12 protein-coding genes and 1 tRNA gene are annotated in these 13,759 nt (G+C 47.9%); 2 read left to right on the forward strand and 11 right to left on the reverse strand.

Translation table 11 applies throughout. From position 1 onward, the window contains the following. Window positions 1-151 precede the first annotated feature (151 nt). From rho to ACKU41_RS17125, 8 genes are all read right to left on the reverse strand, one after another. Window positions 152-1,426, reverse strand: a complete 1,275-nt coding sequence (gene rho, locus ACKU41_RS17090) for a transcription termination factor Rho (protein ID WP_319778749.1) — start codon at window positions 1,424-1,426, stop codon at window positions 152-154. A gap of 336 nt (window positions 1,427-1,762) precedes the next feature. Next, the gene (locus tag ACKU41_RS17095; protein ID WP_319778750.1) at window positions 1,763-2,278 is read right to left on the reverse strand and encodes a CarD family transcriptional regulator; all 516 of its coding nucleotides are present in this window, start codon (window positions 2,276-2,278) and stop codon (window positions 1,763-1,765) included. A 220-nt stretch (window positions 2,279-2,498) separates the two neighbouring features. Further along, complete coding sequence (gene pth / locus ACKU41_RS17100) at window positions 2,499-3,116, reverse strand: aminoacyl-tRNA hydrolase (RefSeq protein WP_321402481.1); 618 nt, start codon at window positions 3,114-3,116, stop codon at window positions 2,499-2,501. 75 nt (window positions 3,117-3,191) lie between these two features. Next, complete coding sequence (locus ACKU41_RS17105) at window positions 3,192-3,782, reverse strand: 50S ribosomal protein L25 (protein WP_319778752.1); 591 nt, start codon at window positions 3,780-3,782, stop codon at window positions 3,192-3,194. A gap of 66 nt (window positions 3,783-3,848) precedes the next feature. Continuing rightward, window positions 3,849-4,793, reverse strand: coding sequence for a ribose-phosphate pyrophosphokinase (locus ACKU41_RS17110; protein ID WP_319778754.1), 945 nt, complete (start codon window positions 4,791-4,793; stop codon window positions 3,849-3,851). A gap of 41 nt (window positions 4,794-4,834) precedes the next feature. Next, window positions 4,835-4,910, reverse strand: a tRNA-Gln gene (locus ACKU41_RS17115). Between the two features lie 36 nt (window positions 4,911-4,946). Then, a complete protein-coding gene (gene ispE, locus ACKU41_RS17120) occupies window positions 4,947-5,819 on the reverse strand; it encodes a 4-(cytidine 5'-diphospho)-2-C-methyl-D-erythritol kinase (RefSeq protein WP_321402484.1) in 873 nt (290 codons plus the stop codon). Window positions 5,820-5,901: 82 nt separating this feature from the next. Beyond that, window positions 5,902-7,344 carry a DegQ family serine endoprotease gene (locus tag ACKU41_RS17125; RefSeq protein WP_321402485.1) on the reverse strand — a complete coding sequence of 481 codons (1,443 nt, stop codon included), beginning with the start codon at window positions 7,342-7,344 and terminating at the stop codon, window positions 5,902-5,904. 227 nt (window positions 7,345-7,571) lie between these two features. Between ACKU41_RS17125 and ACKU41_RS17130 the strand changes: the two genes are divergently transcribed. Continuing rightward, on the forward strand, window positions 7,572-7,943 hold the full coding sequence (locus ACKU41_RS17130; protein WP_321402487.1) for a hypothetical protein: 372 nt from the start codon (window positions 7,572-7,574) through the stop codon (window positions 7,941-7,943). A gap of 147 nt (window positions 7,944-8,090) precedes the next feature. Here the strand turns inward: ACKU41_RS17130 and ACKU41_RS17135 are convergent, their stop codons facing one another. Together ACKU41_RS17135 and corA are read right to left on the reverse strand one after the other, a co-directional pair. Beyond that, window positions 8,091-9,377: a dicarboxylate/amino acid:cation symporter gene (locus ACKU41_RS17135; RefSeq protein ID WP_321402488.1), complete on the reverse strand. Its 1,287-nt coding sequence runs from the start codon at window positions 9,375-9,377 to the stop codon at window positions 8,091-8,093. 209 nt (window positions 9,378-9,586) lie between these two features. Beyond that, window positions 9,587-10,651, reverse strand: a complete 1,065-nt coding sequence (gene corA / locus ACKU41_RS17140; protein ID WP_319778760.1) for a magnesium/cobalt transporter CorA — start codon at window positions 10,649-10,651, stop codon at window positions 9,587-9,589. 394 nt (window positions 10,652-11,045) lie between these two features. Here corA and ACKU41_RS17145 point away from each other — a divergent pair, with 394 nt between their 5' ends. Continuing rightward, window positions 11,046-11,927, forward strand: a complete 882-nt coding sequence (locus ACKU41_RS17145; RefSeq protein ID WP_321402490.1) for a 1,4-dihydroxy-2-naphthoate polyprenyltransferase — start codon at window positions 11,046-11,048, stop codon at window positions 11,925-11,927. Between the two features lie 44 nt (window positions 11,928-11,971). Here the strand turns inward: ACKU41_RS17145 and ACKU41_RS17150 are convergent, their stop codons facing one another. After that, window positions 11,972-13,594, reverse strand: coding sequence for an aminotransferase class V-fold PLP-dependent enzyme (locus tag ACKU41_RS17150; protein WP_321402492.1), 1,623 nt, complete (start codon window positions 13,592-13,594; stop codon window positions 11,972-11,974). Window positions 13,595-13,759 lie beyond the last annotated feature (165 nt).

Genomic DNA, 13,759 nt, shown 5'->3' on the forward strand with positions numbered 1-13,759 from the left:
TTAAAAAACTGCTGATTTAGCGGTGTTGTTGATAATTCATATTCTTTAAGGAGAGAGTAAGTTTTGAACGGGCGCTTGTAAAGACGGTAAGCAAAAAGAAAACCCCGCAGAATGATTCTACGGGGTTGATGATTCAGTATGTGATGGTTTTTTATTTCCCCATCATATCAAAAAAATCTTCGTTGTTTTTTGTACCCTTCATTTTATCGAGCAGGAATTCCATGGAATCTATGGAGTTCATGGGTGCGAGCAGTTTGCGTAGAATCCAGACCTTGTTGAGTACTCCATCGTCAAGGAGGAGTTCCTCTTTGCGAGTGCCGGAACGGTTTATGTCGATGGCCGGGAATACGCGTTTCTCAGCGAGCTTGCGGTCAAGGTAAAGATCCATGTTGCCGGTTCCCTTGAATTCTTCGAAGATAACTTCATCCATCCGCGAGCCGGTATCGATAAGTGCGGTGGCGATGATGGTCAGGCTGCCGCCTTCTTCGATGTTACGGGCGGCTCCGAAGAATCTTTTGGGGCGCTGCATGGCGTTTGCATCCAGACCACCGGAAAGAACTCTGCCGGAGGAGGGAGTTACCGCGTTATATGCACGTCCGAGACGGGTGATGGAGTCGAGCAGGATTACTACGTCGCGTTTACGTTCGACAAGGCGTTTGGCCTTTTCGAGTACCATCTCGGTAACCTGCACGTGGCGCTGCGGGGGTTCATCAAAAGTGGAGCTGACCACTTCTGCCTTAACGGTCCGGGCCATGTCGGTAACTTCTTCGGGACGTTCGTCGATGAGCAGCACAATCAGGTCAACGTCAGGATGGTTGGCGTTGATGGAGTTTGCAATATTCTGCAGCATCATGGTTTTACCGGTGCGGGGAGGCGCAACAAGCAGGGCACGCTGGCCGCGTCCGATGGGAGAAAGAATGTCGATTACCCGGGAACTGAAATTTTTCGGACCGTTTTCCATCTTGAAACGGTTGTCCGGGTACACGGGGGTAAGGTTGTCGAAAAGAACCAGATTTCTGGAATGCTCGGGAGATTCAAGACCGATTTCGTTAACCCTGAGCAGGGCAAAGTACCGTTCACCTTCTTTGGGGGGACGGATCTGTCCGGAAATGATATCACCCTTACGCAGACCGAATCTTCTGATCTGGGACGGGGAAACGTAAATATCATCCGGTCCGGGCATGTAACTGTATGTAGGGGAGCGCAGGAAGCCGAATCCGTCGGGGAGTACTTCCAGAACACCCTCACCGTAAATCTGTCCGTTCTGTGCTGCACAACCCTGAAGCAAAGCAAAGATCAATTCCTGCTTGCGCATGCCGCTGGGGTTTTCAACTTTGAATTTAGTTGCCAGATCCATGAGATCCGACATATTCTTCTGCTTCAGTTCAGTCAGGTTCAGGTTTTGTATTTTTTTATCTTGGCCCATACTGTATAACCGGAGTTAAAAGTTAAAAATATTGTGAAGTTAATGTAAAGCAGCAGCAATGCATAGCTTATGCGGTCATGCAAGAGCCGAAACGCTTTAGATTTAACCTTGTGTTGAAAATTGTGTTGGATTGTCCTGAATGAGGGGTAGCTTCTTAGTTTGAAAACAACGGCTGTTCATTCGTCGTTGATTCTCTCTGTACCCTTGCTGCAACCGTTTTTCAGGGCACTGCTTTGTGCTAAATTTCCATAAGAAAGTTATAGCAGTTCCGTAACGTGCAACTAATAGGGCATTAACTGAAAGAATCGTTTATGACAAGTCGTTTGATTAGGATTTTCAGGATTCATCGTCCTGTTTTTCCAGAACGTCACTGAAAAGTGCGTTTATTTCACTCTTGATCTCTTCCTGATCCAGATCAAGGGCAAAAGAAAGCTCCATTGAAACCAGACCCATGGCTTGTTCCAAGAGTCTGCGTTCGCCAAAAGAAAGTTCTTTGTCCCGTCCGATGAGGAATAGTTCCTTAAGTACGTATGCCACGTCCTGCAGGTCACCGCTTTTGAGTTTTTCGGAGTATTCGCGATAACGTCTGTTCCAGTTCTGCCCGGTGTAACCGGTAAAGTCGGATCTGTCTTTGAGGCATTCGAAAATACCCAGCCCGGCTTCCTTGTCGCAAACGGCACGGAGGCCGACATTGTGCGCGTTCATGACCGGAACCATGAGCGTGACATTGTTGCTTAAGATGCGGACAATATAAAATTCAGCGGTGGCTCCGCCGATTTCCTGACTTTCAATACGTTCTACTTTGCCTACTCCCTGAGAAGGATAGACAACAAGCTGTTCTAGCTCAAACACACATGGCTCCTTGGACTTACAAAAGAAATGCTTTGGGAAGTTCGGTGCTATTCTACGGGCATCCCGGCTGATGGCGGCGCGATTACGTGGAATTCAGGATTAGCTGAAAAACAGGGTTGCGGACCCCTTCCCATTTCTTTGTTCCCTCTGGTTCTGCTTTCTATTTGCAGCAGAGGGAATTGCTGCGAAAAATTAATATAACCGAATTGTGAAAAATAGTCTACGGTTCGGTTTCAATATCGTCAGGCACAAAACTGTTTATGAATTGTATGGCCGGACCCTGCCCCCGCCTGAAGTGGAGGTTTAAGCCCTTTATGGCGGCCTGTGTCATCTGCGCTGCGGTTTCCATTTCCTGCGTACTGAATTCTTCAAGGACATAATCTTTGACCTGGGAAGAAAATTCAGGACGTCCGATACCGACTCTGACTCTGAAGAAATTCGGTGAGCCCAATTTTTCCTGAATGGATTCAAGGCCTCGGTGACCGTTGTTTCCGCCGCCTTTCTTGAACTTCATCCTTCCGCAGGGAAGGTCAAGTTCATCATGAATGACGTATACATCGGATACCGGGATGGAGAATCTGCCGCATATTGCCGCAACTGCCTTTCCGCTGAGGTTCATGTAAGTCAGCGGTTTGGTTACCAGTATATTGTTCCCGGCCATATTGATGCTGAAAAGTTCAAAGTCTCCAGAAATCTCCATTTTCTTGTAGCGCATGCTTTTGCGGGAACCGGCCATATCTGCCAAAGCGTCAACGGCCATGAAACCGATATTGTGTCTGGTTCTGGCGTATTGCGGTCCCGGATTACCGAGTCCTGCTATAAGTGCTTTGTATTCCATGGTAAATTACCTGCTTAACAAACGGCAAAGGCCCCGGATAAACCGGGGCCCGAAAATGCGCATGTTGCAAAAGACCTATTCTTCTGCTTCAGCTTCGTCAGCTTTTGAAGAACCGCGGCCGGCGGCACAGCGGACGAGAGCGAAGTTGTTGTCGAACTGTACGGCAGCACCTTCACCAAGGTCGATTTCATTTACGAAAACAGTGTCGCCAACGTTCATGCCGTCGATGTTTACAACGATTTCAGCAGGAATTGTTGCTGCGGTGCAGGCAACAGTCAGCTTGTCGCGGTAGATAGCAATACGGCCACCGAGCTTAACACCGGGAGCAGTTCCTTCAGTAACAACGGGAACGTCGATTTTGAGGGGACGGTCAGCGGAGACACCGAGAAAGTCAACGTGGTTAGGACGGGGACGGACGGGGTCCATCTGTACCTTCCAGATCAGGGAATCGTAAGTCTTTCCTTCAACTTCAAGGCTGAAGAGGCGAGTTGTACCAACTTTGCGGTACATCTTGACGAAGTCGTTTTCATTCACGGAAAGGATCATGTTCTCGCCTTCCTGAGAGTAGAAGACAACGGGAACCATACCCTGATTGCGGAGCTGACGGTTTGCGGATTTACCGGTTTTGGTGCGCACATCAGCTTTGAAGGTTACTTTTTCAGACATTATTTTCTCCTTATGGTTAACCTGCTGCCGCTCAAAAGGACCGGCAGAGGGTGGGAATAGGCAGTATTAAACGAAGAGTACGCTTACAGAAGACTCGGAGTGCACATTATGGATACACTTGGCGAGGATTCCGGCAACGGATTTGATTTTGATCTTACCGCCGCAGTTAATAAGCTTTTCTTCGGGGACAGGCAGGGTATCGGTTACAATTACCTCGGAAAAAGGTGCTGCAGCCAGCCTGTCGATTGCCGGTCCGGAAAGAACCGGGTGAGTTGCGCAGGCAATTACGTCTCTTGCGCCGTGGTCAATGAGGACCTTGGCTGCCTGGCACATGGTGCCTGCTGTATCGATCATGTCATCCATGACCACGCAGACTTTGTCTTTTACTTCCCCGATTACGTGCATGGCTTTAGCCTGGTTTGGGGCATCGCGGCGTTTGTCCACGATAGCCAGACCGGCATTGAGGCGCTTGGCGTATGCCCTTGCGCGCTCGGTTCCGCCTGCGTCAGGGGAAACCATAACCATGTCATCTTCACGGGTGCGCAGTTCGTCCAGAAGAACCGGAGCTGCATAAATATTGTCTACCGGGAGATTGAAGAAACCTTGAATCTGCCCTGCGTGCAGGTCGATGGTGACCAGACGCTGCATACCGGCAACGGTGAGGCAGTCGGCACAGAGTTTGGCGCTTATTGGCGCACGGGGAGAAACTTTGCGGTCCTGTCTGGCGTATCCGTAATAAGGAACAACTGCAGTCACCCGGCGGGCACTTGCTCTCTTCAATGCATCCAGCATGAGGCACAGTTCCATAAAGTGAAAGTTCACCGGATCACAGGTGGACTGGACTATGAAAACATCACAGCCGCGAACATTATCCTGAATCTCGATGCGGATTTCACCATCACTGAATTTTTCACGCAGGCAGGGAGTAAGTTTGCTGCCGAGATGGTCACAGATTGCTTCTGAAAGCGCCAGATTTGACGAGCCGCTGATAATCTTGAGTTCACCGTTCATGTCGGTCTCCAACTTGACCTCTCGGGGAAAGGAAATAAATTTGGCAGGGATGGAAGGACTTGAACCCTCGAATGCGTGGACCAAAACCACGTGCCTTACCAACTTGGCGACATCCCTGCACTGAACTATGTATAAAGATACAATATAGTAAAATTATGAAAATGTGTGAAGAACAGAGTCGATGTTAATCGCTTTCAAACCTGAGGCGGTTTTTTCAGCAGCTTCCCTTTCGTTGAAGAAAGAGATTACGCTTGCCCCGCTTCCGCTCATGACAGCTCCGCAGGCTCCGTTTTTCAGCAGATATTCCTTTGTCTCCCTGATTTTGGGAAACTTGGGAAGGACAACTTCTTCAAAGTCATTGAATAAAGTTACCCTCGTTTTGGAGGCCGTTCTATTATTACCGCTGGCTGGTGTTGTCAAGTTAAACCCGCTACTTTTTTTCAAGTTTGTGGATTTATCTCGGCTGGACCATGCCTTGTAAGCCCAGACGGTATTTACGTGCACATCCGGGCAGGCTAATAACGCAGTCAGGCCGGAAAGGTCAACCTCACAGGGCGATAAAATTTCACCAATTCCTTTGGCCCATGCCGGGCCGTCCAGCAGAAAGAAGGGTACGTCTGCTCCGAGGCCTGCCGCAAGGGTGTTGATTTTGTCCTGTTCCAGACCGGGGCTATCCGGGTGTTTATTCAAAAAACGGAGCATGGAGGCAGCATCGGAACTGCCCCCGCCAAGTCCTGCCCCGGTGGGGATGCGCTTGGTCAGCTCAATATGCAGTCCGGGCCTGAATCCGGTAGCTTCGGCGTATTTGTCCCAGGCTTTGTATATAAGATTGTCTTCCGCCGGAAGGTCGAATTGTTCACAGTGTATGGTGCAACCTTCCCCGGTTTCTGTAATCTCAAGAGTGTCGGCCAATGCGGGGAAGGGATGGAATAGAGTGTCCAGTTCGTGGTATCCGTCTTCCCTTTTACCTACAATTTTCAGGTAAAGATTGACTTTTGCCGGGGTGATTAGAGTAATTTTGTTCATGAGGAGCTTCTTAACTCAAACCCCCGCCCTGACGCAAGTCAGAGCGGGGGCAATCATTTGAGAGTCAACAATAATCAGGGGACTATTTGTCTTTCAGTTCAAGAGTGCGGAAGATGTTGTGTCCCTGACGTTTCAGGAGCAGCATGACCAGTCCGCGCTTCTTGCCTTCGGTGTTGATGATCTTCTGCAGATCCTTTATGGAATTCACCTTGTGCTGGTTGGCTTCAAGTATGACATCGCCCACGGCTACTGCTGCATCTTCAGCAGGAGTGCCCTGCATCACTTCGATGACCAGCAAGCCTTCGGGCCTTTCCAGACCCAGTGATTCCGCTTCAGCCTTGCGGTTGACCCTGCGGACAACCAGTCCGAGGTCGTCAAGGTTTTCTTCGGCTGCCTTGGGAGACATTTTTTCAGCTTCGGCAACAACAGTGTGCCCGCTGCGTTCTCCCAGCACGATACGCAGGTTCTTTTCACGTCCCTTGCGCCAGACCTGAATGTTTATGGATTTGCCCGGAGGCAGAGCTGCTACGGTACGCAGCAGGTCATTGGTGTCGTCTATCTTTTCGCCGTCAACCTCAAGGATGACGTCGCCGACCTTCATGCCGCCTTTGTCTGCGGGATCACCGGGATTGACTGAGTTGACCAGCGCGCCTTTCTCTTCTTTGAGACCGAGAGCCTTGGCGGTCTTTGCATCGGCATCCTGAATGGTTACGCCGAGCCAGCCACGGCTGACCTTGTGGTCGGTCTTGAGCTGGGAGATGACGCTTTCAGCCATGTTGCTGGGGATGGCAAAGCCGATTCCCTGACCGCTGGCAATGATAGCTGTGTTTATACCGATAACACGTCCTTTCATATCGATGAGCGGACCACCTGAGTTGCCGGGGTTGATGCTGGCATCGGTCTGGATGAAGTTGTCAAAGGGACCTGCGCCGATAATGCGGCCTTTGGCACTGATGATTCCTTTGGTTACAGTGTGTCCCAGACCGAAGGGATTGCCGATGGCCAGCACCCACTCACCTACCTCAGCCTTTTCCGAGTTTGCGAACTGAAGGAAGGGCAGGTCTTTTTTTACGTTTATTTTCAAGAGGGCAAGGTCTGTTTCCTTGTCACGGCCTATGATTTTAGCCGGGTATTCATGCCCGTCGTTCTGAAGTTTGACCGTGATTTCATCTGCAGAGGCAACTACATGGTTGTTGGTGACCACGTAACCGTCCTGGGAGATGATGAATCCTGAGCCCAAGGATCCGGTTTTCCTTTTCTGCTTGGGCTGGTTGCCGTTTCCACGGTTATTGAACTGCTTGAAGAACTCTTCAAAAGGGTTGTTGCCGCCTTTGCCGTGGAATTTAAAAAAGTCATCCATGGGATTGCCCACTTCGACCATTTTTACGGTGTTGATGTTGACCACAGCAGGACCGCATTTCTTCGCCAGTTCCACAAAGGAAGGCAGACCGTCCGCTTGAGCGTAGACGGGCAGGATGAGTACAGTGATGAGAAAAAGTAATCCAATATTGCGTTTTAATTTCATGTAACCTCCTCGTTATGTCGCCCGGAAAACGGGATAGGCGACATTCCCCTGAGTATAGTATCCTTTTTCTAAAAGTAAATAGCGGCCTGCATTTTATAAGAGAAGTCCGTTTCAGATTCAGAATGAGTGCATAGCTTATTTATCTGGCTGAGATGGAGTCTTGACGTTTGAGTGAACCGCTAATATTTTCCGGTAATCGGAGCTACAAACATATTGTTGGAGAAAAAATGGACCAGTCAGTTAATTTGAAGGCAGAACTAGAAGTTAAGCTCAAGGAATGTGAAAAAAACAGTGATTCCAGAGGTAAGGCCGCAACTCTCCATGAAATGGCGAAGTTGGAAGTAAGTGAAGGAAATCAGGAGCAGGCCCTGCTGATGCTGATGGAGGCATATTCGCGGTTCCAGAAGCTGGGTGATTCCAAAGGGCATTGTTTTGCCGGGGAGTTGCTGGGGCAGCTTCTTTTTGTTTCCGGGAATCAGCAGGACGGACTGGCTGTTGTGCGTGAGGCCTTACGGGGATTCACGGAAATGGGAATGTCCGGGGAGGCTGATAAGACCGCCCAACTTCTTGCTGCCATGGAGGAGCACGCGGCGGTATAATTTTATGGATTGTTCTCAGGGAAAGGTGCTTGTCGTTGGCCGGGTTTTACTGATTGCCCGCAGAGTGTATGATTTTTGAGCTGCAGTAAAAAATAAGGCCGATCTCAATACGAGATCGGCCTTATTTTTCATATGCAGAATGCAAGTTTATTGCTGGGTGGCTTCGCTGGATTCCCAGTATTCCTGATTAAGTTCGTTTTCGCTATTGGCTACTGCGCAGGTAACAGCGAGGTCTCCGGTAACATTGGTACAGGTGCGGCCCATATCTAGCAGGGCGTCAATGCCGAAGATCATGGCATAGGCCAGTGCGGTGGGGGAGCCGGCAGTGATTTCCAGTCCTACGGAGTTGAGCACGATCATAAGCATGATTGCGCCTGCTCCGGGGATACCCGCAGTTCCGAGCGATGCCAGAATTGTGGTTCCGATGACGGTGATCTGCTGGCTGGCGGTCAGAGGTTCGCCGATGGCATAGCCGATGAACAGTGCGCATACTCCCTGATAAATGGCGGTTCCATCCATGTTGATAGTGGCACCGAGTGGCAGGGAGAAAGAGTATATGCTTTTATCAACCCCCAGTTCTTTGTCGGCAACTTCCATGCTGATGGGAAGCACGCCGCTACTGGTCCGGGTTACAAAAGCGGCAATGGAAGCGGTCTTGATTTTTTTGAAAAATGAGATCGGGTTCACGCCGAAGAGCAACAGCCCGCCGCCGTAAACTAAAAAGATATGGCAGGCGAAAGCAAGGTAGGTGGCAATGACAACCACGCCGAGCGGACCGAATGCTCTGGAACCCTGAGCACCGAAAACTACGGCAATGAGCGCAAAAACCCCGATGGGAACATACTGCAGTACCCAGTTGATGATCAGGTACATTACTTCAGCAAGGCCTTCAAAGAGGTAGAAAAGAGAATCTCCGGCATTTTTGATGCGTGCGTCTTCGCTGTGGCGGAGTACGGAAATGGCGATCCCGGTGATAATGCAGAAAAAGATAGTGGAAAGGACATCGCCGGTGGTGATGGCTGCAAAGGGGTTTTTGGGAATGATATTGATCAGGATGTCGAGGAATGATGTTGCCTTGGGGGCTGCCATTTTAAGGGCTGCACCATCGGCGGCCAGTTCAAGGCCGTTGCCGGGCTGGAGGATGTTTCCGAAAAAGAGGCCGATAGCAACCGCGAAACCTGTGGTCAGCATATAAAAGGCCATGCACTTAGCGCCGACTTTACCCAACTGACTGGGTTTAACGCTTCCGGCTCCTACAATAATTGTAGAAACGATTACAGGCATTACAATCATTTTTAATGACCGGACCAGTACATCGCCCAGCGGTGTAAGTACTTTTGCTTCAGGACCTAAAACAAGCCCTGCAATGGCGCCCAGTACCAGACCTATAATAATTCGGATCAACAGGTTGCTTTTGAAGTACCAAGAAAACATCTCCCCTCCTGATGTAAGTTAAGATTATGATCAAAAAGAATTTTCTGATAAATTAAATTTCATTTATCGAAAAAATATGAAGGATTTTAAGAGAAATCCGAAAAAGAGTAGGTTTTGATAGCAGCTCTTGATGCTCGGCGCAAGGGTGGGATATCCGGTATGATCCTGTTTGATGGTTTAGGGCATGGATTATCGGCAGGTTGGTTGTGCTAAAGCCATTTTTTAAATTTGAATAATATCAGCATCACACCTGATATTGCGGCCATAATCCCGATAGAGATGGCAAAACCGTGAGGATTATGCAGTCCGGGTATCACTTCGAAATTCATGCCGTATAAACCGGCTATGAAGGTCAGGGGGATAAAGATTGTTGAAAAAATGGTCAGAAATTTCATTGTCTCATTCAAGCGGGTGCCCATGTACATGTTGTAGGTAGTGAATAAATCGCCAAGGATGTCTTTGTATATCTCAAGTGAATCCAGTGCCTGATCTATCATGTTGGGCAGGTCTTTCATGTAGCCAAGAGTGTCCTCGGAGATGAATTCGGAATTAAGTTTATTCATTTTCATAATTATTTCCCGCACAGGTCTGATGGACTTTCGAATATAAGCAATCTCGCGGCGGTAAAAATTGATGCTTTCCAAGTGCTCGGGACATGGGTCTGTTGTAACTTCTTCTTCGAGGTCTTCGATCCTTTCACCTATGATCTCTATTACTTTCAAGTAGTTTTCAAGAACGCAGTCCATAAGTGTGTAGAAAAGATAATCTGTATTGTTCTGCCTGATTTTGCTTTTTGCTTTTGAAAGCCTCTTGAGGACAGCATCAAAAGTTGGGCCGGGTTGTTCCTGAAATGTGATCAGATAGTTCTTACCCAAAACAAAGCAGACCTGTTCGGAAAAAATTTTTTGCTCGGAAGTACCGGATATGAATATTTTTAACGTCGAAAAAAGATAATTCTGGTACTCTTCAATAAAAGGGCGTTGCCCCGTATCCAGAATATCTTCCAAGGCCATGGGAGAAATATTGAAACGGTCACCGATTCTTTTTATCAACTCTGAGTCATGTACTCCATCCAGATTCATCCATACTGCTTTTGCCGGATAGGGGCAGTACGGAATAGACTCTAATGGATCCAGAGAGGTTTCCTGTAAATCCGAGCTGTTGTATTCAATGATTCTGATTTTGGGCTCAGATATTTTGTGTTGACCTGTAAATACCAGGGAACCGGGAGGCAGACCCGCCTTCTGTTCCTTATCTCTTAGAAATCTTGCCATAAAAACCTCCTGTTTATCCTTGGTAGGCGCTTAGCTGAGCAGGTCAAAGAAAAGCAGGTAACTCAACGGTGGCAGAAGGAAAAGTACGACTATGAGCACGGCCAGTTTTGACTGGTTCACTTCCTGAAATATCTTTAACACGGACATCCCATGAGGGGAAAGCTATCTCCTACTTATTGTCACCATATGGATCTGTGCCATACCAAAATAATTCGGATACAACTTGCGGCGTGATTTGCCGTATATGGTGCAAATATTCTTGACTTTATGCCTTCACCATTGAACAAAATACGTTACGTTTTTATAGAATCTGCAGCGGATGTTGTGTTCCCTTTTTGTGCAATCAGCTCAAGTTAATACCTCGTGTTACCAATAATCTTTATGGCCAAAAGTTATGAAAATTAAATTAAAATCGTGGATTCTGGCTATCCGGCCCAAAACACTTTCGGCAGCTTTATGTCCTGTTATGGTCGGAACATCTTTGGCTGTACTGGACGATAGCTTTAAGTTTATCCCGGCACTGCTTTGTCTTCTGTTTGCGCTTCTGATTCAGATCGGAACCAATTTCGCTAATGATTATTATGATTTCATAAAAGGTGCTGATACGGAAGAACGTTTGGGACCAAAACGGGTCACTGCTTCAGGCCTGATTTCCTTGAATAGAATGAGAACCATGACAGCTGTAGTCTTTTTACTGGCTTTCGCGGTTGGACTGGGACTTGTTCCTTATGGAGGCTGGAAATTACTGGTCGTGGGCATCATCTCCATCGCGCTGGGTTATGGTTATACCGCTGGGCCATTTCCCTTGGCTTATCTGGGATTGGGTGAAATTTTCGTACTGATATTCTTCGGATGGGTGGCTGTAGGATTTACCTACATGGTGCAGGCAGGCGGATTCAATTCCATAGTTTTTCTGGCGGGGACAGCTGTGGGTGCTTTGAGTACCAATTTGCTTGTGGTAAATAATCTCCGCTATGTTGATACAGATGTGAAGGCCAATAAACGCACGCTCGCTGTTCGTTTTGGGCGAAAGTTTACTGCACATGAATATCGTGCATGGTTTGCCCTTGCTATGTTTTGTACCATTGTTATGGCAATAATTTTGAGATCCTTTTTGTTGCTCCTTCCTTTGGCGGTTATGCCTTTGGGGGCAGGACTTTGCGTCAAAATAGGGAAGCCGCAAACCGGGCCAGTCTACATAACTATGCTGGGACAAACTTCATTGGTTCTGGTCTTTTATTGCGTTTTGGCGAGCTTCAGCCTGATTTTAATCTGATAGATATTTTTCCTTATTCATTATCAGTAAAACTGGAGAGAATATCAGGCGTAAGACCTGTTGACAGTGTTGTTTGCCAGTTTTCCTTGGATCATGGCTTTTATCACATCTACAGTGGCTCCGACCGCATCCTCAACATCTGCTGCGGTATTGCAGAAGGTAGGTGAAATGCGCACAAGGTCATGTCCGAGCACATGCAGGTTGGCGATGGCGATCTGATGCTGCTCGTAAACATTTTTAACCACATCACCGGCCTTTATCTTGTCAGGAGTCTTGAAGAGGAAAACCGAGCTGCGTAAATTGTCATTGGTTGTGGGTGTGGAAATCCATTTATAAGCATATTTGGTTTTGAAATCAGGATAAATGTCAGGAAGTTTTCTCAGCAAAGCCTCCTTCGCCCGTGAACCGAGATAGTGAATGCGTTTTTCTATCTTTTCCGGGTTTACCTGCGGATGGAATTTCCCAGTATGAAAAAGGGCAGCCATCCATGTAGAGACAAGGGTAGCATCGTTTTGTTGTCCTAAATACGAAAAACGTTTGGCATTAGGATCAATCTGTCCGCAGGAGGCTTTAAAACCATAATCTTCCGGGGTCATGATGTGCTCATCGTAGCCCCATTCGCTGGGGACAAATCTTTCTGCGGCTCCGGTTTTGTTGTTCATGTACAGCACGCCGACCATTTTTGGACCGCAAGGCCACTTGTGATAGCTTCCGGTAATACTGTCTACATCGAGATCTCCGAGCTTAAGATCGAGAACCCCAAGAGTCTGGGCGCTATCGGCATGAATGTGCATGTGTTTGTTGATTTTGCGAAGCTCATTAACAATCCGTGCCATTGGCAGCAGTATTCCGCATTCATTGGATTGCCATGACAGGGTGACCACCTTGGTGTTTTTGTCCACCTTTGTGAGAATTGCCTTGATTATTTCATCTTCGTTTGCGGGGTCACCGGGGAGAATCCCCTGTGCGGCTTCGGATGCGGTTACGCTGTTTGCGAACATTTTCGTTCTCACAACCCTCACCGAATCCTTCGCCCACCCTTGTGTGGCCCGGCGATATTCCCATGCCTGATAGTTGGTGGGGTGGTTTACATCCCATACGACCACGTTGTCCTTTTGCGGATCGAAGAAACCGGAAGTGACCAGTCCGTTGTTGATAAAGTTGTTACCCTGAGTGCTGTTGGCGACCAAGGCCATGAGATAGTCGGCTTCATATTTCTGTTTTTCCAGTCCAAACCATTTTTTCATGGCCTCAAGGCCGTGACCAAGGCTTGCCTCAGCAAGTTCTCCACGCATCGGGAAGGAAATATCCTTGGCCAGCATGTCCTGGACAAGATCAACCATATCCTGGACAGGTTTCATGGATGGGCACAGGTTGGCAGAGTTCACTGAGAGACAGGTGTATTTTTTACGGTCAAAATAGTGATTTACCAGTCGGTCCCATTGTGCATTGTTGTCGGCTGCGAGCTTATCTGCACTGAATTGTTTACCTTCAGTTGCGCATTTCTGGATGAAGGCTTCAATTTCTTTCAGGGCCTGAACTTTTGTCGTTGCGGGCGAGCCTGTATCGGTTTTCGGGCTACCCTTGGCCAGACCGAAATCAGGGATTATCAACACACTGCCGAGCCCAAGTCCGGCGCTTAAGAATTCCCGACGGGAAAATTTCATAATCCGCTACTCCGTAAGTGTTATTTAAAATGATGAATTTAGATGTAGACGCAATAATTTTGTGTGCTTTTAATTTTAAAATACTATTAGCACTCTAGATATTTTGCAGCAAGATACTTCTGAAACAAACCTCTTCTCTCATTTCACCCTGCGGTAATAATGTGG

Source organism: Maridesulfovibrio sp., from assembly GCF_963678865.1.
Lineage (GTDB): Bacteria > Desulfobacterota > Desulfovibrionia > Desulfovibrionales > Desulfovibrionaceae > Maridesulfovibrio.

Coding starts and splice junctions, on each gene's coding strand:
- ACKU41_RS17130 (WP_321402487.1), top strand. CDS start 7,572: ATGGACCAGTCAGTTAATTTGAAGGCAGAACTAGAAGTTAAGCTCAAG.
- ispE (WP_321402484.1), bottom strand. CDS start 5,819: ATGAACAAAATTACTCTAATCACCCCGGCAAAAGTCAATCTTTACCTG.
- ACKU41_RS17135 (WP_321402488.1), bottom strand. CDS start 9,377: ATGTTTTCTTGGTACTTCAAAAGCAACCTGTTGATCCGAATTATTATA.
- ACKU41_RS17145 (WP_321402490.1), top strand. CDS start 11,046: ATGAAAATTAAATTAAAATCGTGGATTCTGGCTATCCGGCCCAAAACA.
- ACKU41_RS17125 (WP_321402485.1), bottom strand. CDS start 7,344: ATGAAATTAAAACGCAATATTGGATTACTTTTTCTCATCACTGTACTC.
- corA (WP_319778760.1), bottom strand. CDS start 10,651: ATGGCAAGATTTCTAAGAGATAAGGAACAGAAGGCGGGTCTGCCTCCC.
- ACKU41_RS17150 (WP_321402492.1), bottom strand. CDS start 13,594: ATGAAATTTTCCCGTCGGGAATTCTTAAGCGCCGGACTTGGGCTCGGC.
- rho (WP_319778749.1), bottom strand. CDS start 1,426: ATGGGCCAAGATAAAAAAATACAAAACCTGAACCTGACTGAACTGAAG.
- ACKU41_RS17105 (WP_319778752.1), bottom strand. CDS start 3,782: ATGTCTGAAAAAGTAACCTTCAAAGCTGATGTGCGCACCAAAACCGGT.
- pth (WP_321402481.1), bottom strand. CDS start 3,116: ATGGAATACAAAGCACTTATAGCAGGACTCGGTAATCCGGGACCGCAA.
- ACKU41_RS17110 (WP_319778754.1), bottom strand. CDS start 4,793: ATGAACGGTGAACTCAAGATTATCAGCGGCTCGTCAAATCTGGCGCTT.